We start from the raw sequence: 20,363 nt of genomic DNA on the forward strand, positions 1-20,363 counted from the left end.
TTTCAAAATAATTTTGAAAGTTTCTGCGGTTTTAGCGGCTTTTAACCGGAAACGAAAGGATCAATCATGGCCGCCATCCACTTCTTCACAAGGACTCCCACAATGAAAGCCATTGCCTACTACCAGTCGCTGCCGATCGAGGACGCCGCCGCGCTGCAGGACCTCGAACTGCCCGCGCCCCAGCCAGGCCCGCGCGACCTGCTGGTGGAAGTCCGGGCGATCTCGGTCAACCCGGTGGACACCAAGGTGCGCCGCAATGTCCAGCCGGAGAACGGCGCCGCCAAGGTGCTGGGCTGGGACGTCGCCGGTGTGGTCACGGCCGTGGGCAGCGAGGTCAGCCTGTTCCAGCCGGGTGACAAGGTCTACTACGCCGGCTCCATCGCCCGTGCCGGCGGCAACAGCGAACTGCACGTGGTGGACGAGCGCATCGTCGGCCATATGCCGAAGACCCTGGGCTTCGCCGAAGCCGCTGCCCTGCCGCTGACCGCGATCACCGCCTGGGAGCTGCTGTTCGAGCGCCTGCAAATCGCCGAAGGCCAGGATGACCTGGGCGAGAGCCTGCTGATCGTCGGCGCCGCCGGCGGTGTCGGTTCGATCCTCACCCAACTGGCCAGCCAGTTGACCGGGCTGAAGGTGATCGGTACTGCATCCCGTCCTGAAACCCAGGCCTGGGCCCGCGAGCTGGGCGCCGACCTGGTGATCGACCACCGCCAGCCGCTGGCCGAGGCCCTGCGTGCAGAAGGCGTGGCGCAGGTAACCCATGTCGCCAGCCTGACCCAGACCGACCTGCACCTCGATCAACTGGTCGAAGCCCTGGCCCCGCAAGGCAAGCTGGCCCTGATCGACGATCCGAAGCAGCTCGACGTGGTCAAGCTCAAGCGCAAGAGCCTGTCGCTGCACTGGGAGTTCATGTACACCCGCTCGCTGTTCGAAACCCCGGACATGCTGGAACAGCACAAGCTGCTCAACCGGGTCGCCGAGCTGATCGACGCAGGCACGCTGAAGACCACCCTGGGCGAGCATTTCGGCACCATCAACGCGGAAAACCTGCGTCGCGCCCATCAACTGCTGGAAAGCGGCGCGGCCAAGGGCAAGATCGTCCTCGAAGGCTTCTGATCACCCGACGCACGGCATGACCGCCAGTCCGTGATTTGCTCCAGGTCATGTCGCGCGCAAGAGGCTCGCGCCTACAATCCAGCGACCTTTGCCAACCGGAGGTATGCCGCGATGAAAGTAGTGCTCGATGCGTCAGGCAAAAAACCGGACCGCCCATGGGAAGTCCGGCTTGATCAGCATGTCGTGAGTTTTCGCAGCGAGGCCGAAGCCCGGGCCTTCATCAGTACCTTGCAGGCGCGGATCCGCGCCCCGCATCCGTTGTTCAGGCAGGCCGGCTGAGCTGCAGGCGGCGGGTCAGCGTAGCCGCTGTCACCGCCGCCACGCCGCACAGGGTGATGACCATGGCCATGGGCATCGCGCTGCCATCGTGCAATACCCCCACCAATGCCGCCGCACCCGCGGCGACGCTGAACTGCAGGCAACCCAGCAATGCCGAAGCACTGCCCGCCCGTGCGCCCTGGCCATTCATGGCGCAGGCCGAAGCATTGGGGATGATGCAGCCGAGGCTGGCGATACAGACGAACAGCGGAATCAGCAACGGCCACAGCGCCTCGGTATGCAGGGCGCTGACGCCGAGCAGCACCAGGCCCGCCGCCAGGTACAGCCAGACCATCCGCGCCAGCAGGAAGGCCGGGCCACGCTTGGCCAGCAGGCGTGCATTGATCTGTGCAACCAGGATGAAGCCCGCCGCATTGGCGCCGAACAGCCAGCCATAGTGCTCGGCCGGCACGCCGTAGAGCTTGATGAAGACGAAGGGTGAGCCGGCAATATAGGCGAACATCCCGGCCATGGAGATCCCGCCGGTGATGGCATGACCGAGGAAACGCGGGTCCTTGAGCAGGCGCCAGTACTGGCCCAGGGCGCCGGACAGTGGCGGACGCGGCTGGTTGGCCGGCAGGCTTTCCGGCAGGCCGAGGGCCACGGCCAGGGTGCACAGGGCGCTGAACAGGGTCAGGGCGATGAAGATCGACTGCCAGCCATACACATTGACCAGCACCCCGCCGAGCATCGGCGCAAGGATTGGCGCCAGGCCCATGACCAGCATCAGTTGCGAGAAGACCTTGGCCGAGCCGACTGCATCGCACTTGTCGCTGACGATGGCCCGGGACAGGACCATCCCGGCGCAACCGCCAAGGGCCTGGACGAAGCGGGCGGCGATCAAGGCGTCGAGGGTGGGCGCGTAGGCACAGGCCAGGGAGGCGACGGTGAACAGCACCACGCCGCCAAGCAGCGGGATACGCCGGCCGAAGCGGTCGGCAATCGGTCCGTAGGCGAGCTGGCCGATGGACAGGCCGAGGAAATAGGCGGCCAGGGTGCTCTGGATATGTTTTTCGTCGGTGCCGAAAGCCAGTGCCATGGCCGGGAAGCCGGGCAGATAGAAGTCGATCGCCAACGGCCCGAACGCACTCAGGGCGCCGAGGATCAGGATGGTTCGCAGGTTCATGGGAATCCGTAGCTAGCTAAGCAAGTTGGCTAGTCTACCGGGGCACTGCTGGAGAGTTGTGAAAATTTGAGGGCCTCATCGCTGGCAAGCCAGCTCCCACAGGTTTTGCGGTGCACGCGATACCTGTGGGAGCTGGCTTGCCAGCGATGAGACCCGAAAGATCGATGAAGCTCCCGGATCAGATCACCCGAGCCTCATACCCCTCATCCCGGATCAACCCGAGAATCTGCTCGGTCGGCAGTTCACTCTTCACCGACACCTGCTTCTGCGCCAGGTCCACCTTGACCTCGGCACCCGCGTCCTCGCGCTGCACCGCGTTGGTCACCGCCTTGACGCAGTGGCCGCAGGTCATCCCTTCCACGTTGAATACTTGCATCGTTGCTGACTCCTGGTTGGATTTGTCCGCAGTCTCAAGCTTGCCACCGGGGCAAGGTCAAGTTTGCCGTGATGCTGCCGGGCTGGAAATCCTTGCCCGGGTCGGCCAAGCTGCGTGCTTGTCGATTTATCAGCAGGAGTTTCAGCCATGGGCAAGGCAGCACTCGGCCTTCTCGGTCTGCTCGGACTGTTCAGCCAGATCCCCCTGGCCAGCGCCGCAGGCCCGTCGGATTACAGCGTGATGATCATTTCCCGCGAGCGCCTGGAAGTGGCCACGTCCTGCGAGATCGGGATCTACCTTAACGACCAGCTCGCCGGACGCCTGTTCCAGGAGCAATCCACCTCCTTCAACCTGCCTGCAGGCAATGTCGCGGTGCGCCTGCGCCTGTTGCCGGGCCAGGCCCCGGGCTGCCTCAATGGCGTCGAGAACCAGCAAAGCCAGACGTTCACCCTGAAAGCCGGGCAGATCACCAAGTACCGCATCGCTACGGGCCAAACCGGCCTCTACCTGAAACAGGCCAGCCTGGGCTATTGACCTTGCCAGCGTGGCAAGGTTGATGCTGGAGGCCAGTCCACGGAGGAGAGCCCCATGCCCGAGTCAATCACCTTCGACCTGCCGATCAGCGGCATGACCTGCGCCAGTTGCGCAGGTCGGGTCGAACGCGCGCTGAACAAGGTCCCCGGCGTGCAGTCGGTCAGCGTCAACCTGGCCAATGAACGCGCCCACGTCGAAACCAGCGCCGGCCTCGACGGCGCCATCCTGGTCGCTGCGGTCGAACGCGCTGGCTACAGTGCCAGCCTGCAGCAGGATGAACAGACCACCCAGGACGACAGCGAACGCCGCCTGCGCAACGAGCGCTGGGCCGTGGCCCTCGCCGTGCTGCTGGCCTTGCCGCTGGTCCTGCCGATGCTCCTGCAACCCTTCGGCATCAGCTGGATGCTGCCGGCCTGGGCGCAGTTCGCCCTGGCTACCCCGGTGCAGTTCATCCTCGGAGCACGCTTCTATGTCGCCGCCTGGAAAGCCGTACGCGCCGGGGCCGGCAACATGGACCTGCTGGTCGCCCTCGGCACCAGCGCCGGCTACGGCCTGAGCCTCTACGAGTGGTCCCAGGCCATGCCCGGCATGATGCCGCACCTGTATTTCGAAGCCTCGGCGGTGGTGATCGCCCTGGTCCTGCTCGGCAAGTATCTGGAAAGCCGCGCCAAGCGCCAGACCGCCAGCGCCATCCGTGCCCTCGAAGCACTGCGCCCAGAGCGCGCGCTGCAGGTGGTGGACGGGGTGGAGCGCGACGTGCCGATCAGTGCCCTGCGCCTGGACGACTTGGTGCTGGTCAAGCCTGGCGAGCGCTTCCCGGTGGACGGTGAAGTGGTCGAAGGCCAGAGCCATGCCGACGAAGCCCTGATCAGCGGCGAGAGCCTGCCCGTGCCGAAACAGCCCGGCGACCGCGTCACTGGTGGCGCCATCAACGGCGAAGGCCGGCTGCTGGTGCGCACCCTGGCCTTGGGTACGGAAACCGTGCTGGCGCGGATCATCCGCCTGGTGGAAGACGCCCAGGCCGCCAAGGCACCGATCCAGAAGCTGGTGGACCGGGTCAGCCAGGTGTTCGTCCCGGCAGTGCTGGTCCTGGCCCTGGTCACCCTGACCGGCTGGTGGCTGGCCGGTGCGCCCATGGAAGTGGCGCTGATCAACGCCGTCGCCGTGCTGGTCATCGCCTGCCCTTGTGCCCTCGGCCTGGCGACCCCGACCGCGATCATGGCCGGCACCGGCGTCGCCGCCCGCCACGGCATCCTGATCAAGGACGCCGAGGCCCTGGAGCGCGCCCATGCGGTGAACCGCGTGGTCTTCGACAAGACCGGCACGCTGACCTCCGGCAGCCCGCGCATCGTGCATCAGCACGCGCTGGACGGCGACGAGGCGCACCTGCTGCAACTGGCCGGCGCCCTGCAGCGCGGCAGCGAGCACCCACTGGCGAAAGCCGTGCTGGACGCCTGTGCCGAACGGAACCTGAACGTCCCGGATATCCGCGACAGCCAGTCCCTGACCGGCCGCGGGATCGCCGGGAGCCTCGACGGTCGCACCCTGGCCCTGGGCAACCGCCGCCTGCTCGACGAGAGCGGCCTGCAGCCCGGCGCACTGGCGGACGACGCCAAGGCCTGGGAAGCCGAGGGTCGCACCCTGTCCTGGCTGATCGAGACCGGCTCGCAGCCCCGGGTCCTTGGCCTGTTCGCCTTCGGCGACAGCCTCAAGCCCGGCGCAGAGCAAGCGGTGAAGCAACTGGCCGAACAGAACATCAGCAGCCACCTGCTGACCGGCGACAACCGTGGCAGCGCCGCCGTGGTCGCCAGGGCCCTGGGCATCGAAGACGTGCACGCCGAAGTGCTGCCGGCGGACAAGGCGGCGGAAGTGGCCTCGCTGAAGAAATCCGGGGTGGTGGCGATGGTCGGCGACGGCATCAACGACGCCCCGGCCCTGGCGGCTGCGGATATCGGCATCGCCATGGGTGGCGGCACCGACGTGGCCATGCAGGCGGCCGGCATTACCCTGATGCGTGGCGATCCGCGCCTGGTGCCGGCGGCCTTGGAGATCAGCCGCAAGACCTACGCGAAGATCCGCCAGAACCTGTTCTGGGCCTTCATCTACAACCTGATCGGCATTCCCCTGGCGGCGTTCGGCCTGCTCAACCCGGTACTGGCCGGCGCCGCCATGGCCCTGTCCAGCGTCAGCGTGGTGAGCAACGCCCTGCTGCTGAAAACCTGGAAACCGGAAACCCCTGCGGAGGAACACAAGGCATGAACATCGGTCAGGCAGCCAAGCGCACCGGCCTGAGCGCGAAGATGATCCGTTACTACGAATCCATCGGCCTGCTCAAACCCGCCTCGCGTACCGACAGCGGCTACCGCCTCTATGGCCCGGACGACCTGCACAGCCTGACCTTCATCAAGCGCTCGCGGGACCTGGGGTTCTCCTTGGAGGAAGTGGCGAAGCTGCTGACCCTGTGGCAGGACCGCCAGCGCGCCAGTGCCGATGTGAAGGCACTGGCCAACGAGCATATCGCCGACCTGAACCGGCGTATCGAGGAGCTGGTGAGCCTGCGCGACACACTGAGCGAACTGGTTGCCCATTGCCATGGCGACGACCGGCCGGACTGCCCGATCCTCAAGGATCTGGCGGCCGGGTGTTGTCACTGAAAACGCGAGGGTGGGCTCACTACCGCCATCGCTGGCAAGCCAGCTCCCACAGGGTCTTGTGTCGTTCGCAAAAATCCGGCTCGGCTCGATCACTGTGGGAGCTGGCTTGCCAGCGATAGCGATGGTGAGCCCACCGCCGTAATCACCAGTAGCTTAGAGGGTCACTGCACCCACGGCGGCGGAGGCTCTTCGCCTTTGACCGGCCCGCGCTCGGCCTCTTCACGGCCAGCACGGCGCCGGGCATCCTCGAACTTCGCCGCTTCGATCTCGCGCATCACGCCGCCTACATCGGCGATGTGCTCGTCGTCTTTCCAGGTCCCGCTCAACACACTGTCCGGCAGCAATTTGCCTTCCTGGAACAACGCCCACATTTCCTTGGCATACCGAGTCTGCTTCAACTCTGGAGCAAACCGCCCGAAGTAATGCGCCATGTTCGCCACATCCCGCTCCAGCATGCTGAAGGCGTGGTTGTTGGCCGCCGCGTCCACCGCCTGGGGCAGGTCGATGATCACCGGACCATCCGGCCCGAGCAGCACGTTGAATTCGGACAGGTCACCATGCACCAGCCCGGCGCACAGCATCAGCACGATCTGGCGAATGATGAAGGCGTGGTATTCCCGGGCCTGCTCGGCCTCCAGATGCACATCATTGAGGCGCGGCGCGGCCTGGCCGTCTTCGTCGGTGACCAGCTCCATCAACAGCACGCCATCGAGGAAATCATAAGGCTTGGGCACCCGCACCCCGGCGCCGGCCAGGCGGAACAGCGCCGCCACCTCGGCGTTTTGCCAGGCTTCCTCGGCTTCCTTGCGCCCGTACTTCGAGCCCTTGGCCATGGCCCGGGCCTGGCGGCTGTTGCGCACCTTGCGCCCTTCCTGGTACTCGGCGGCCTGGCGGAAGCTGCGCTTGTCGGCTTCCTTGTAGACCTTGGCACAGCGCAACTGGCGACCGCAGCGCACCACGTAGACCGCTGCTTCCTTGCCGCTCATCAGCGGGCGCAGCACTTCATCGACCATCCCGTCTTCGATCAGCGGTTCTATCCGTTTGGGAGTCTTCATCGGCTTTTGTTCTTGCTCCTGTCTGCCACTGTCTTTGGAGGTGCCTCGTCGGCGAGGCGCACACGATATATCAAGCGCCCTGCCGGTGACGGTCCCGAGGCAAAGGCGACATGGTTTCAATTTACGTCAGCTCATTCCCGGAACAGTTCCCCAGGCGTCGCGCCGAACAGCCCCTTGAAGGCGGCAATGTAGGCCGAGGTGGAATCGTAACCGCATCCCAGTGCCGCCTGTGTGACGCTCTCCCCCTGCTCCAGGGCATCCAGCGACGACAACAGGCGCATGCGCTGGCGCCAGGCACGGAAGCTCAGGCCGGTCTCGCGCTGGAACAAGCGCATCAGGGTCTTTTCCGAACGCCCCAGGCGCTGTGCCCAATGCTCGAGGTTGTGGGTCTGCTCCGGGTTTTTCAGCAGTTCGTTGCACACCCCGAGCAAACCCGGGTGTTGCGGCAACGGCAGGGAAAAACCCACCTCGGGCAAGGTCCGCAACTGATCGAGCAAAACCCGGACCAGATGGGCCTCGTCGCTGTCGCCTTCCGGGTAGTCCACCGGATACTGGCAGAACTGCTTGATCAGCTCCCGGGCCAGCGGCGTCACTTCCAGCACCCGGCAATGCCTCGGCGCCCAGCTAGAGTCGCTGCGGCGCACGTACAGGCTGCGCATCTCCGCCCGGGTCGAGGTGATCACCTCGTGCTCGACCCCGGCCGGCACCCACACGCCCCACTGTGGCGGGGCGAAGTAGCTGCCCTCGGCGGTGTACACGCCGAGCACGCCGCTGATGGCGTAGGAAAACTGCACCCAGTCATGCCGGTGCCGGGTCGTCCACGAGCCGGCGCCGAGGCTTTCCGCCCGTGCATACAGCGGCCGCGGCAAGGCGCTGAGGTCGGGAATCCGCCGCGGCGAGGTGTTCTGTCCGTTGGTCGGCATCGCTGGGCCTTGTGTCGCAAGACGGAAATGCCTTGCAGGTTAACGCGCCGACTGATTATTACAAGGTGATTCGAGATCAGCGCTCGATGATCGCCGTCACCCCCTGGCCGCCGGCAGCGCAAATGGAAATCAGGCCACGGCCCTGGCCGGCGTGATCGAGCAACTTGGCCATATTGGCGAGAATGCGCCCGCCCGTCGCGGCGAAGGGGTGACCGGCAGCCAGGGAACTGCCCTTCACGTTCAGCTTCGAACGGTCGATGGAACCCAGCGGCTGTTCGAGACCAAGGCGGTCGCGGCAGTACTCCGGGTCTTCCCAGGCCTTCAGGGTGCACAGCACCTGGGCGGCGAAGGCCTCGTGGATTTCGTAGTAGTCGAAGTCCTGCAGGCTCAGGCCGTGGCGGGCCAGCAGGCGCGGCACGGCGTAGACCGGCGCCATCAGCAAGCCTTCATGGCCTTTGACGAAGTCCACTGCGGCGGTCTCGCCATCCAGCAGGTAGGCCAACACCGGCAGGCCGCGTTCTTTCGCCCATTCCTCGCTCGCCAGCAGCACCACCGAGGCCCCATCGGTCAGCGGTGTCGAGTTGCCGGGGGTCAGGGTGCCGTTGCCGTTGCGCTCGAACACCGGCTTGAGGGCGGCGAGCTTTTCCGCCGTCAGGTCGGGGCGCAGGTTGTTGTCGCGGGTCAGGCCCAGGAACGGGGTGAGCAGGTCGTCCTGCCAGCCTTCGTTGAAGGCCGCCGCCAGATGCTGGTGGCTGAGCAGGGCCAAGGCGTCCTGTTCTTCCCGGGGGATGCCCCAGTGCTGGGCCATCTGCTCGCAGTGCTGGCCCATGGACAAGCCGGTGCGCGGCTCGCCGTTACGCGGGAATTCCGGCTTGAGATACGACGGCCGCAGCTTGAGCAGGGCCTTGAGCTTGTCGGCCGTGGTCTTGCCGCGATTGGCCTCCAGCAGCACCCGGCGCAGGCCCTCGCCGACCGCGATGGGCGCATCGGAGGTGGTATCGACGCCGCCCGCGATGCCGCAGTCGATCTGCCCGAGGGCGATCTTGTTGGCCACCAGCAGCGCCGCCTCCAGGCCGGTGCCGCAAGCCATCTGGATGTCATAGGCCGGGGTCTGCGGCGACAGGCGCGAGCCGAGCACGCATTCGCGGGTCAGGTTGAGGTCCCGGGAATGCTTGAGCACCGCCCCGGCCACCACCTCGCCCAGGCGCAGGCCATGCAGGCCGAAGCGCTCGATCAGCCCTTCGAGGGCAGCGGTCAGCATGCTCTGGTTGCTGGCCGTGGCATAGGCACCATTGGAGCGCGCGAAAGGGATTCGATTGCCGCCGATGATCGCGACCCGACGCAGACTTCGCATGAGAGACATTCCTTTTATTCCCGAAATAGACGCATAGAGCGTAGGAGTTTTTTCCCGGTTCGAACGACCAACGGCCGATCATGGTCCACACTCTGATGCTTATTTCAGGGAGACGTGCCATGACCGACCGCTATATCAACTTCGCCAACTCCGATCTCGGCCGGCGCGTGGTAGGGGCTGTCGGCCTGCCGCAGCCTGCTCGCCTGGAGCGCTGGCAAGCGGGCCGGCTGCGGCCCGTGGAGGGCGCGCTGTTGCTCGGCGGCGGGCCGTTGGCGGTGAAGGTGGCGGCGTTCGGCCAGCGCCTGACCGGCGAGCTGTTCAGCTTCGCCGATGAAGACCTCGGCCTGCCGGCCTGGGTTGCGGGGCTCGGCAGCAAGCTCAAGGCGGTAGTCTTCGATGCCAGCCACCTCAGCGATATCGACCAGCTCAAGCAGTTGCGCGAGTTCTTCCAGCCGCTGCTGCGCAGCCTCGACCGCAGCGCCAAGGTGGTGATTCTCGGTCGTGCGCCGGAGCAGCTTGACGAGGTGCTGGCCCGGGTCGCCCAGCGTGCCCTGGAAGGCTTCGCTCGCTCCCTGGCCAAGGAACTGCGCAGCGGCGGCACCCTGCAATTGCTCTATGTGGCAAAGGAGGCCGAGGATCAGCTGGAAGGTGCGCTGCGCTTCTTCCTCTCGCCGAAAAGCGCCTTTGTCAGCGGCCAGGTCCTGCGCCTGGAAGCCTGCGCCACTCAAGTGCAGGACTGGACCCGCCCGCTGGCCGGGCGCAAGGCGCTGGTCACCGGGGCCGCGCGGGGTATCGGCGCGTCCATCGCCGAAACCCTGGCCCGGGATGGCGCCGAGGTGGTGCTGCTGGACGTGCCCCAGGCCGCCGATGATCTCAAGGCCCTGGCCGAACGCCTGGGCGGACGGGCGCTGGACCTGGATATCTGCGCCAGCGATGCCTCGGCCAGATTGCTCGAAGGGCTGCCGGACGGTATCGATATCGTCGTGCATAACGCCGGCATCACCCGCGATAAGACCCTCGCCAACATGACCCCGGAATACTGGGATTCGGTCATGGCGGTCAATCTCAAGGCCCCGGCGATCCTGACCCAGGCGCTGATCGATGGCGGTGCCCTGCATGAGCACGGGCGCATCGTGGTCATGGCCTCGATCAGCGGCATCGCCGGCAATCGCGGCCAGTCCAACTATGCCGCCAGCAAGGCCGGCTTGATCGGCCTGGCCCAGGCCTGGGCGCCGCTGCTGGCCGAGCGCGGGATCAGCATCAATGCCATCGCCCCGGGCTTTATCGAAACCCGCATGACCGCGGCGATTCCCTTCACCCTGCGCGAGGCCGGGCGGCGCATGAGCTCGCTGGGCCAGGGCGGCTTGCCCCAGGACGTCGCCGAAGCGGTCGCCTGGCTGGCCCAGCCGGGTAGCGGCGCGGTCAGCGGCCAGGTGCTGCGTGTCTGCGGCCAGGCGGTGATGGGAGCCTGACCATGACCCAGACCTGGCACGACCTCGGCAGTACCGCCAGCCTCTCCGGGCTGTACCTGAAGGCGGCGAGCAAACGCAAGATCAGCGGCGACACCCTGCCCCGCTATGGGCTGCGCTGCGGGATCAATGTCGACGAGCGCAACCTGGAGGCTTATCGCAAGCTATGCCTGTTCATCCAGGACGGGCGCCTGCCGCCGACGTATCCCCATGTGATGGCGTTTGCCTTGCAGATGCAGTTGCTCACGGCCAAGGATTTTCCCGCGCCGTTGCTGGGGATGGTCCACCTGAGTAACCGGATTCGCGTGCTGCGGCCGTTGGGCGGCATCTCGCGGCTGCGTTTCTCGGTGTCTGTGGATAACCTCCAGCCTCATGAGAAAGGCGCCACCCTTGATATGCGCACCGATGCCGAGGATGGCATCGGGCTGATCTGGTCCGAGACCAGTCGCATGCTGTGTCGGGGGATGAAGGTGGCGGGTGAGGTGCCGCTGGTGGAAGCGCCGGAGCCGCTGGCGATGACCGAACTGACGCGGTGGTATGCGGACAGTGATATCGGGCGGCATTACGCCAAGGTGTGTGGCGACTACAACCCGATTCACCTCAGTGCAGCCAGTGCCAGGCTGTTCGGTTTCCCCCAGGCCATTGCCCATGGGATGTGGAGCAAGGCCATGGCGATGGCGCATTTGCGCGGGCATTTGCCGCGTAGCGGGTATGAAGTCGCGGTGGAGTTTCACAAGCCGGTGCGCTTGCCGAGCGAGGTGATTCTGGATGGGAGCGAGGTGGCGGCGAATGGGCAGTTTCGCTTGGGCGGGCATGCTGGGATTATCCACATGACCGGCACCTGGCAACCGGCCTGACAATCCTTCTGCCGCCAACACAAAACCCTGTGGGAGCTGGCTTGCCAGCGATTTGGCCCGATCTGACAACATCATTGTTCAAACCGGCCTCATCGCTGGCAAGCCAGCTCCCACAGGTCACCGGCCAGCCTTACGGGCGCTTCCAGCCCTCCTGCTCTATTCCTTCCAGCAGTGCATCGACCAAGCCCTTGGCCGCCTCCACCGCATGCATCGTCAACCACGGAAAGCTGCTGCTCGCCGGGTCCGGCAGTACCGAGTGCTGGGCGGATTCATAGGCACAGCGCAAGAACATCGAGGCATGCACGAGAGCACTGTGGGGGTCGATCCCGGCATTGACCGAGAACAAGGGCGGGTGGCTGCCGGGGCATTCACCGAAGTGGCGGGAACAGGTTGAAGCGAGGGGTGGATCGGGGACGATTTTCTTCATTTGGCTTTCTCTGTCGGGTTACGCCGACACCCTCAGTTTCCACACTGAAGGGTGGCAGCTGCGCACGGGGTGGAAAACCGAGCGACAGAGAGACCCGGCAGGCCAAGGGCCTCCCGTGCACAGCTGCCATAAAGCAGTCTCTGTCGAGCGTTTCCGAGGTTTCCACACCCCGATCACCGGACCTCCGGCGACCGCGAAAGACTAGAAGGAGTAGTTTCCATGAGCAAGGAAGCCAACGCCGACAGATCGCGTAGGTTACGTCCTAGGATTTTCAGCTTCCAGAAACTTTGTGTTTAAGCATGCTGAAGAACTCCGGCGCAGAGCTCTTCAAGAACAAGCATGAATGGGTGGCAGCTGAGTGCAGAGTGGAAAACCGGGTGAAAAGGTAAACCCGGCAGGCCCAAGGACCTCCTGCAAGCAGGGTGGAAAACCGGATGAGTAGGAATCCGGTAGATCCTTGGCCCTCCTGCACACAGCCGCCATGAAGAGGGGGCTGGACAGATTAAGGACCAACTTTCCATCGCTCCAGCAAACATGTGTTTAAGAATGCTGCCCGCAAGGCCACCTCAGGGTTCTCCCCCAGCCATACGATCCCTCTTGCCAGCCACCCGCTTCCCCCTGAAGCTATACCGCCTCAGGAGACCCGAAATGAATCTGCAAGAACTCACCCAACGCCTGCACACCATCCGCGACAACAACGACTGGCGCGGTTTCCATAGCCCGAAGAACCTGGCCATGGCCGCCAGCGTGGAGATGGCCGAGCTGGTGGAGATCTTCCAGTGGCTGAGCGAGGACCAGTCCCGCCAGTTGCCCGCCGATCAGCTCGCCCACGCCGGCCAGGAAGTCGGCGATATCGTGCTTTATCTGCTCTTGCTGTGCAGCGAACTCGGCCTGGACATGGAACAGGTCGTCAAGGCCAAGCTGGCCGATAGCGAGAGGCGCTTCGCCAAATGAACGACCGCCATTTCGATGCCCTGGCGACCCGCTTCGCCGAGAAGATCTACGGCGGCGCCAAGGGCGCGATCCGCCTGGCGGTGCTCCAGGCCGACCTCGCCGAGTGCCTGCCCGACCGCCCGCTGCGCATCCTCGATATCGGCGCCGGCCTCGGCCATATGGCCCTGTGGCTGGCCGAGCGCGGCCACCAGCTGACCCTGGCCGAACCCGCCGCGCCCATGCTCGACGGCGCCCGCGAACGCTTCGCCGCCGCCAACCAGCCCGCGACCTTCATCCAGGCGCCCTGGCAGGACCTGCTCGGCGAACTGACCGAACCCTACGACCTGGTCCTGTGCCACGCCGTGCTGGAATGGCTGGCAGAACCCGAGGCGATCCTCCCGGTGCTGCACCAGCTGACCCGCGCCGACGGCCTGCTGTCCCTGGCCTTCTACAACCGCGATGCGCTGGTCTACCGCAACCTGCTCAAGGGCCATTTCCGCAAGATGCGGCGCAACGACATGGCCGGCGAGAAACAGAGCCTGACCCCGCAGAAGCCTCTCGATCCACGCGAACTCCGGACCCAGCTCGAAGGTCTATGGGAAGTGGAGACCGAGAGCGGCGTGCGGGTGTTCCATGACTACATGCCCAGCGAGTTCCAGGGCCGCGCCGAGCTGATCGACCTGCTGGAAATGGAACTGGCCCACCGTCGCCATCCGGCCTTCGCCGGCCTTGGCCGCTATCTGCACTGGATCTGCCGTCCCCGCTAGGGAGAATTCCATGCGCTACCTGCTTGTCCTGTCCTGCCTGACCCTGGCCGCGTGCCAGGGCAGCAATCCCTATGTCGCCAGTTCCAACCCGCTGCCGCCGGCACCGGCGCAGGCAGCGAACACATTCGACCGCAGCGCCTATCCTGCCCCGGCCCGTGACTACGGGCGCTACCGCAGTTGGACCTGGCGCAATAACCAGTTGCCCGCCGGCAGCGCGTCCATCGATCCGGCGCAACTGGCCGAGGCCGTCAGCAACGCCCTCGACCAACGCGGCCTGCGCCCGGCCCGGGACGGCCGCAGCGACCTGCTGGTCAGCGCCAACATGCATCTGGAACGGCGCCTGCGCCAGTACCGCGACGATGACTACTATCCCTATGGCGGCTACGGCGGCATGGGCTACGGCCGCGGCCCCTACGGCAACAGCTACGGCGTGTATGGCAGCGTGCCGGTGGTGCGCACCTACGAGGTCGAGGTGATGGTGGTGCGGGTCGACCTGTTCGATGCCGGCAGCGGCCAGCCGGTCTGGAGCGCCAGCGCCGAGACCGCCAGCCAGGGCTCCCTGGCCGAGCGCGCCGACGCCGTGCGCGAGGCCGTCGATAAAGCCATGAGCGGCTATCCTCCCAGCTAGGCCTTTGGAGAATCATCATGTTCCGACGTCTCGCTTTACTGTCCCTGCTGGCATTGCTTTCAGCCTGCCAGAGCAACAACGTGTCCCAGGACTTCGACGCCAGCCGCGATTTCGCCGGCTATCGCAGCTGGACCTGGCAGGAGCCGGCGCTGCAATACCGCCCGGATGATCCGCGGATCAAGAGCGACCTGACCGAACAACGCATCCGCCAGGCGGTCAGTGGCGAGCTTGACCAGCGCGGCCTGCGCCCGGCCCAGGCCGGCACCCGCGGCGACCTCAAGGTGCAGACCTACCTGATCGTGGAAAACCGTCACCAGCAGGTCACCACCCAGTACGGCGGCGGTTGGGGAGGCTACTACGGCGGCTACTGGGGCGGCCCGATGTTCAACGAGACGCGCACCGTGGAATACAAGGTAGCGACTATCCAGGTCGATATGTTCGACGGGCGCGACGGCAAGCTGGTCTGGCGCGGCAGTGCCGAGCAGGTAATGAACCACTACCCGCCGACGCCGGAAGAGCGCAACACGGCGATCCAGAAGACGGTGGCGCAGGTGCTTTCCAACTATCCGCCACGTTGAGGCGACGTTCCACCGACCCTGTGGGAGCTGGCTTGCCAGCGATTACGATGGTGAGTTCACTACCGCTATCGCTGGCAAGCCAGCTCCCACAGGGTACCAAGTCGCTCTCTCGGGCCAGTACAGGCGACTGGCCATAACCTTGACTACACTCCTTGAACGCACGCGACGTGCACGGCATGTGCCGGCAAAGGAGTGCTCGTGTCTCCCCGATTCGCGAAACGCCAGCGCGGCGCCATTGGCCTGGCGGCCGTCCTGACCCTGGCCATGGCCCTGGTGTTCGGCCTGCTGGCGGTAGATGGCGGGCGCCTGTACATGGAGCAGCGCAAGCTGCAGCGGGTGGTGGATATGGCCGCCCTCGAAGCCGCCGGCCAGAGTGCTACCTGCAATGGCGTCGGTCCACAGGCCGCAGCACTGGCCACGGCAGCCGCCGCTCGCAACGGTTTCGCAGTCGGCGGCGGCAACACCCTGGCCACCAGTTGCGGCAGCGTCACCACCGGCGAGGCCAGCCGACGCAGCTTCAGCGCCAATCCGGCGATCGCCCAGGCTATCAGGGTTGTGGCGACCAGCAATGTATCGAACAGCTTCGCGGCAGGCATACGAAGCCTGGTGAGCGGTCAGGCGATCACCCCGCTCCTCCAGCTCCAGGCCCAGGCCGTAGCAGCCGCGCCGCTACCGCCGCGGGCCATGCTGCGCCTGAAATCGACCCTGGCGACGGTGGACTCGACCAAGTCGGCATTGCTCAACGCCCTGGTCGACCCGCTCGGCGGACGGGTCAGCCTGAATGCCGTGGGCTGGCAGGGCATTGCCAATACCGATATCAAGCTGCTGGACTTCCTCGACCAACTGGCCATCGACGTCAATGTCGGCGCCGGCCACTACGACGAGTTGCTGAGCAAGAACATCCGCGCCACAGATCTGATCCGCGCCGCCGCCACCGTGCTCGCACGCAGCGGCGCCGCAGCCGATGTGGTCACCAACCTGGGCAGGGTGGTGGTAGGCGCCGACGACACCACGCTGATCAAACTGGGGGACATCCTCGACCTGAAGAACGGCACCTCCGCAGCCGGTCTCGATGCCTCGCTCAAGGCCATCGATCTGGTCCAGGCCGCCGTGATGCTGGCGGCGAAGAACAGCGCGGCGATCGCGCAGATCCCGCTGAACCTGCTGGGCCTGGTGAACGGCACGATCCGGGTGAAGGTGATCGAGCCGGAGCAGCTTTCGGCCATCGGCAACCCGGCCACCGACGAGATCAAGGTGCACACCGCCCAGGTCCGCGTGCTGGCCTCCCTCGACCTGCCCGTGCTCGGCACCATCGCCGGCCTGACCAATGCGGTGACCAACCTGGCCACCCCACTTACCAACATCATCAACCCGCTGCTCAGCCTCAACCTGCAAGGCACCCTGCAATCGGTGGGCTGCCTGATCCTGGTACCGTGCAAGGTCGCCGATATCCAGTTGGTGCCCGACGCACCGCCGCATATCGACATTGGCCTGGAAGTCGCTTCCGCCACCAGCCAGGTGACCAACTACAGCTGCTCGCCGAACAAGACCCTGACCGCCACTACGCAGTCGGCCGCAGCCAAGGTAGCGATCGGCAAGTTCACCACACCGAACGACTTCTTCACCTCGGGCAATGCGGCAGTGCAGCCCATCCCGCTGATCGACTTCGGCACCAACGTCTGCACCAAGCTGACGATCCTCACACTCGGCTGTGGTACCCGGATACCCCTGGTCGGCGGGGGTGTCGGGATCAAGGTCAGCACTACGGTGATCGGCTCGCCAGCCGATGCCACCCCGCTGGTGTTCAGCGGCGCCAGCGCGCCACCCAACCTGAACCAGGCACCGGTGTACCAGACCCTGCCCAGCGCCTCCAATGTGGTCAACAGCCTCGGTACCACCTTCAACGGCATCCAGCTCCTCACCTACCAACCCCAGGACGCCTACCCCCTCGGCACAGTGGTGACCTCCGCCACCAGCCTGCTGAACAACGTGGTGACCCTCCTCGTGCCCCAGATCACCACCCTGCTCGGACGTATCACCGACCCGCTGATCAACTCGCTGCTCAAGGTGCTCGGCATCGACCTGATGGTGGTGGATGTCGGCGCCAACCTCGACTGCAGCAACAACCGCGCTCAGTTGGTGCTCTGAAGCGGCAGGGCGATGACGAAACGCGCCCCGTGCACCGAGTTATCCACACTCAGGCTGCCGCCCATGCTCTCGACGATGCGGTAGCTCACCGACAGCCCCAGGCCGGTACCGACGCCGGCCGGCTTGGTGGTAAAGAAGGGTTCGAAGATGCGCTCTAGCAGCCGCGGTTCGATGCCGCCACCGCTATCTTCCACGAATAGCCGCAGCCACTGCCCGTCGCGCTCGCCGTGCAGTGAAATCCAGGTGTGTGCCGGCTTTTTCTCCAGCAGCACATCCCGGGCATTGACCATCAGGTTGATCAGCACCTGCTCAAGCTGGTCCTGATGCCCGTAGACCGCGCCCTCCAGCGGATCGCCCAGGCGAATGTCGATGCCCTTGCCAGCCAGGCCGTCGGCCAGCAGCGAGAGCGCGCCTTCCACGGCCAGCCAGGGCTCGAACAGCGAGCCCTCGACCTCCGAACGCCGACCGAACACGCGCATGTGATCGACCACCTTCGACGCCCGCACCACCTGGGCGTCGATGCGCCTGAGTTTTTCCTGCAGGTAGTCCACGTCCAGATCACCGTTCTCCAGACGCTTGAGGGCGTTGACCACGGCCATGCGCATGACGTTGAGCGGCTGGTTGATCTCATGGGCCAGGCCCGTGGACATTTCGCCCAGGGTGGCCATTTTCGCGCTTTGCAACACCAGTTGCCGGGCACGCCGGACCTCGGTGTTGTCGCGCCCGACAGCCTGGATTTCCACCAGCCGGCCCTCGCCGTCGAACAGCCCGCGGTCGGACCAGACCCACCAGGCATGCTGGCGCCCCGGCAGTTGCAGGCAGACCTCGTCGCTGCTCATCGGCGCCTGCGGACTGAGCGCGGCGATGCGCTGCACGAACAACTCGCGCTGCTCCGCCGACATCCAGGCGCCGAGATTCATGCCCGGCAGTTGCACAGGCGTGCACTCCAGATAATCGGCGAGGGGCTGGTTGCCGTAGAGCAACTCCAGGTCCGGGCGATAGCGGCAGATCATCGCCGGTGAGTCTTCCACCAGCACGCGGTAGCGCTCCTCGCTCTGGCGCACCCGCTCGGCAGCCTGGGTTGCCTCGGTGACATCCAGCCACAGGCCCACCGCTTCCACCGGCATGCCGAGGTCATTACGCAGCAGGCGGGCCTCGTCGAGTATCCAGTGCCAGCCACCGTCATGGTCGCGCAGGCGGTAACGGCTGCGCACCTGGCCCTCGCGCAGCAAGGTGCGGGTGCGCTCCAGCCATAGCGGCAGGTCGTCCGGGTGCACCCAGTGGCCCGGCTGCAGGCGCTCGCCCGGCACGCTGCGCCAACCCAGCAGGGGCTGCAGGCTGGCACTGAAGAATTCCGCGTGCAGGGCGCCGTCCTCGTAGCGCTGGATGTAGATCACTGCCGGCGAGCTGGCGATCAGGTTGTCGAGCCGCGCATGGGCGGCGCTGGCCTGCTGTTCCTGTTGCTTGATATCGCTGATGTCGAGCATGAAACCGTGCAGGCGCCGGGCATCGCCCTGACCACTGATTTCGCCGCACAGGCGATACCAGCGCGGCGCCTCGCCGTGCAGGCGCAGGCACAGTTGCAGGCTGTCACCCTGGCGCTGCAGGGCAGTGAAGGCCAGGAGCGTCGCCTCGCGATCGGCCGGGTGCACCAGGGTCAGCCAGTCCGCCAGGCTGACCCGTGCCGGTACGCCGAAGCTGGCCGCCAGGCCGGGGGCCAGGTGCAAGGTCGAGTCGTGTGGCATCCACTCCCACCAGCCGGCGCCGAGCAGGCCCTGGACGTTGTCCAGGCGCTGCTGGCTGGCTTGCAGGCGATCACCGGCAAGACGGGCGAGCAAGGGTTCGAGCAGGGCATCGGCGAGCAACAGCGCCTCGTCGCCCAGGCGCTGGCCGCCTGCGTCCTCGCACAGCAGCCAGGCGCGCACTTCATGCTGTTGGCGGTGCGGCATCAGGTAGAACGGCAACTGCAGCGCCTGCAAGGCCGGCTGGCTGGAGCTGTGGGACAGCTGGGTGGCGGGCAGACTGTCGAGCAGCTGGCTGAGGCGCGCTTCGCTGAGAGGCAGGCTGTCGCCGCTGTGGGCAAAGCAGGTCCAGGCATGGCCCGCCGGCAGCAGGATCGCCGCCCAGGTCGCTCGCCAGTGCCAGGCCAGGCGCTGCAATTGCTCGCCGGCTTCGTCGCTCAGGTGTTGCAGGCTGCAATCGCGCAAGGCGGCGGCGATGGTGCCGGCCAGCAGTTGCTGCTGGCGGGCCTCGGTGCCCTGGCGCTGCTGCTGGATCAGGTCGCCGATATCGAACAGTTGCAGCAGCCAGCCCTCGGCCTGGGGCAACAACCAGCCACGGGTATGCAGGCTGTGTCCGGCGGCGGCGCGGAAATCCAGGTCCAGCGGGTGCGCCTGCCAGTCCGCCGGAGTGCCTTCCAGGGTCAGCAGGCTGTGCGGCAACACGTAGTCGCGCAGGTGCGCCGACATCTGCGCCGGCAGCACCAGCGCAGTCCGCAGCGGGCCGCCCAGGCGCAATACGCGGCCTTGCGCATCGAGCCACAATTGCAGGCCCACCGCCGGCGGCGCCGAAGCCTCGGGCCAGTTCCCGGTTTCGCCGGCGCGGGTCCGCCAGCGGTCGAACAGCCCCGAACCGCCGTTCAAAGCTGCAGGCTCGTCTGGGTGGTCAGGGTCGCCGGCAAGCGCGGGACCTCGCCGATACCCGGCAGCACCAGCACCGGCAAGGTCGAGGTGATCTTGGCCTTGCTGTAGTGGACGCTCACAGTGAGCAAGCGGGTGCCGCTCAGGGTCACGGTCGCGTCCGTGGCGAACTGGAAGCCCAGCGACCCCGGCAGCCACGCCAGTTGCTGCTCCAGTGTCTGCCTGGCCAGATTGTTGACGTCGGCCGCGTAGGTGCCGCTCGCCGGGTCCAGGGCCACGCAACGACGCACCGCCTCGCTGCTGGCCTGGTTGAACGACTGCACCATCAGCATCGGCAGGCTGTAGGTGAGCAGCCCGTAGAACACTGCGAAGAACATCAGGAACACGATGGCGAACTCGATGGCCACCGCACCTTTTTGCCGTCCAGCAAGGCTTGCTTTCATGATCGCGTCTACCCTGAC

20 protein-coding genes are annotated in these 20,363 nt (G+C 65.9%); 12 read left to right on the forward strand and 8 right to left on the reverse strand.

The features are described from left to right. Positions 1–102 precede the first annotated feature (102 nt). Positions 103–1,116 (forward strand): zinc-binding alcohol dehydrogenase family protein, encoded by a 1,014-nt coding sequence (locus PSEMO_RS19660; RefSeq protein WP_075804641.1) that lies wholly within the window; start codon positions 103–105, stop codon positions 1,114–1,116. Between the two features lie 111 nt (positions 1,117–1,227). Next, positions 1,228–1,395, forward strand: a complete 168-nt coding sequence (locus tag PSEMO_RS33560; RefSeq protein WP_178392027.1) for a hypothetical protein — start codon at positions 1,228–1,230, stop codon at positions 1,393–1,395. Here the strand turns inward: PSEMO_RS33560 and PSEMO_RS19665 are convergent. Further along, positions 1,379–2,560: a multidrug effflux MFS transporter gene (locus PSEMO_RS19665; RefSeq protein ID WP_075804642.1), complete on the reverse strand. Its 1,182-nt coding sequence runs from the start codon at positions 2,558–2,560 to the stop codon at positions 1,379–1,381. The two genes, PSEMO_RS33560 and PSEMO_RS19665, sit on opposite strands and share 17 nt — an antisense overlap. Before the next feature lie 178 nt (positions 2,561–2,738). Further along, positions 2,739–2,936, reverse strand: coding sequence for a heavy-metal-associated domain-containing protein (locus PSEMO_RS19670; protein WP_075804643.1), 198 nt, complete (start codon positions 2,934–2,936; stop codon positions 2,739–2,741). A 147-nt stretch (positions 2,937–3,083) separates the two neighbouring features. Between PSEMO_RS19670 and PSEMO_RS19675 the strand changes: the two genes are divergently transcribed. From PSEMO_RS19675 to cueR, 3 genes are read left to right on the forward strand one after another with little or no spacing between them, the layout of a single operon-like run. After that, the gene (locus PSEMO_RS19675) at positions 3,084–3,470 is read left to right on the forward strand and encodes a hypothetical protein (protein ID WP_075804644.1); all 387 of its coding nucleotides are present in this window, start codon (positions 3,084–3,086) and stop codon (positions 3,468–3,470) included. 54 nt (positions 3,471–3,524) lie between these two features. Further along, on the forward strand, positions 3,525–5,729 hold the full coding sequence (locus PSEMO_RS19680; protein ID WP_075804645.1) for a heavy metal translocating P-type ATPase: 2,205 nt from the start codon (positions 3,525–3,527) through the stop codon (positions 5,727–5,729). Next, a complete protein-coding gene (gene cueR, locus PSEMO_RS19685; RefSeq protein WP_075804646.1) occupies positions 5,726–6,124 on the forward strand; it encodes a Cu(I)-responsive transcriptional regulator in 399 nt (132 codons plus the stop codon). The genes PSEMO_RS19680 and cueR overlap by 4 nt, the downstream gene beginning before the upstream one ends. A gap of 161 nt (positions 6,125–6,285) precedes the next feature. On the opposite strand, the gene PSEMO_RS19690 is transcribed toward cueR, so the two are convergent. The 3 genes from PSEMO_RS19690 to PSEMO_RS19700 form a co-directional block, all read right to left on the reverse strand. Further along, positions 6,286–7,179 (reverse strand): PA4780 family RIO1-like protein kinase, encoded by an 894-nt coding sequence (locus PSEMO_RS19690; RefSeq protein ID WP_075804647.1) that lies wholly within the window; start codon positions 7,177–7,179, stop codon positions 6,286–6,288. Positions 7,180–7,310: 131 nt separating this feature from the next. Then, on the reverse strand, positions 7,311–8,102 hold the full coding sequence (locus PSEMO_RS19695; protein ID WP_075804648.1) for an AraC family transcriptional regulator: 792 nt from the start codon (positions 8,100–8,102) through the stop codon (positions 7,311–7,313). 76 nt (positions 8,103–8,178) lie between these two features. Further along, positions 8,179–9,456: an acetyl-CoA C-acetyltransferase gene (locus PSEMO_RS19700; protein WP_075804649.1), complete on the reverse strand. Its 1,278-nt coding sequence runs from the start codon at positions 9,454–9,456 to the stop codon at positions 8,179–8,181. Between the two features lie 119 nt (positions 9,457–9,575). On the opposite strand from PSEMO_RS19700, the gene PSEMO_RS19705 reads away from it, so the two are divergent. Beyond that, entirely contained in the window at positions 9,576–10,928 is a 1,353-nt protein-coding gene (locus PSEMO_RS19705) for a 3-oxoacyl-ACP reductase (RefSeq protein WP_075804650.1), read from the forward strand. A 2-nt stretch (positions 10,929–10,930) separates the two neighbouring features. Beyond that, positions 10,931–11,782: a MaoC family dehydratase gene (locus tag PSEMO_RS19710; protein ID WP_075804651.1), complete on the forward strand. Its 852-nt coding sequence runs from the start codon at positions 10,931–10,933 to the stop codon at positions 11,780–11,782. A 130-nt stretch (positions 11,783–11,912) separates the two neighbouring features. On the opposite strand, the gene PSEMO_RS19715 is transcribed toward PSEMO_RS19710, so the two are convergent. Beyond that, positions 11,913–12,209, reverse strand: a complete 297-nt coding sequence (locus tag PSEMO_RS19715) for a DUF3077 domain-containing protein (protein ID WP_075804652.1) — start codon at positions 12,207–12,209, stop codon at positions 11,913–11,915. A 648-nt stretch (positions 12,210–12,857) separates the two neighbouring features. On the opposite strand from PSEMO_RS19715, the gene PSEMO_RS19720 reads away from it, so the two are divergent. The 5 genes from PSEMO_RS19720 to PSEMO_RS19740 all read left to right on the forward strand — a co-directional run bounded on the left by PSEMO_RS19720 (position 12,858) and on the right by PSEMO_RS19740 (position 17,263). Further along, positions 12,858–13,163, forward strand: a complete 306-nt coding sequence (locus PSEMO_RS19720; protein ID WP_075804653.1) for a MazG-like family protein — start codon at positions 12,858–12,860, stop codon at positions 13,161–13,163. Continuing rightward, entirely contained in the window at positions 13,160–13,909 is a 750-nt protein-coding gene (locus PSEMO_RS19725) for a methyltransferase (RefSeq protein WP_075804654.1), read from the forward strand. The genes PSEMO_RS19720 and PSEMO_RS19725 overlap by 4 nt, the downstream gene beginning before the upstream one ends. Before the next feature lie 10 nt (positions 13,910–13,919). After that, positions 13,920–14,537 carry a DUF4136 domain-containing protein gene (locus tag PSEMO_RS19730; protein WP_075804655.1) on the forward strand — a complete coding sequence of 206 codons (618 nt, stop codon included), beginning with the start codon at positions 13,920–13,922 and terminating at the stop codon, positions 14,535–14,537. Between the two features lie 17 nt (positions 14,538–14,554). Further along, positions 14,555–15,115: a DUF4136 domain-containing protein gene (locus tag PSEMO_RS19735; protein ID WP_075804656.1), complete on the forward strand. Its 561-nt coding sequence runs from the start codon at positions 14,555–14,557 to the stop codon at positions 15,113–15,115. Positions 15,116–15,313: 198 nt separating this feature from the next. Next, complete coding sequence (locus PSEMO_RS19740) at positions 15,314–17,263, forward strand: pilus assembly protein TadG-related protein (RefSeq protein WP_075804657.1); 1,950 nt, start codon at positions 15,314–15,316, stop codon at positions 17,261–17,263. Here the strand turns inward: PSEMO_RS19740 and PSEMO_RS19745 are convergent. After that, positions 17,248–19,905: a PAS domain-containing sensor histidine kinase gene (locus PSEMO_RS19745; protein ID WP_075804658.1), complete on the reverse strand. Its 2,658-nt coding sequence runs from the start codon at positions 19,903–19,905 to the stop codon at positions 17,248–17,250. The genes PSEMO_RS19740 and PSEMO_RS19745 overlap by 16 nt on opposite strands. After that, positions 19,902–20,345, reverse strand: a complete 444-nt coding sequence (locus PSEMO_RS19750) for a TadE/TadG family type IV pilus assembly protein (protein WP_075804659.1) — start codon at positions 20,343–20,345, stop codon at positions 19,902–19,904. The genes PSEMO_RS19745 and PSEMO_RS19750 overlap by 4 nt, the downstream gene beginning before the upstream one ends. Positions 20,346–20,363: the final 18 nt, after the last annotated feature.

The organism is Pseudomonas putida (genome assembly GCF_001941965.1).
GTDB lineage: Bacteria > Pseudomonadota > Gammaproteobacteria > Pseudomonadales > Pseudomonadaceae > Aquipseudomonas > Aquipseudomonas putida_L.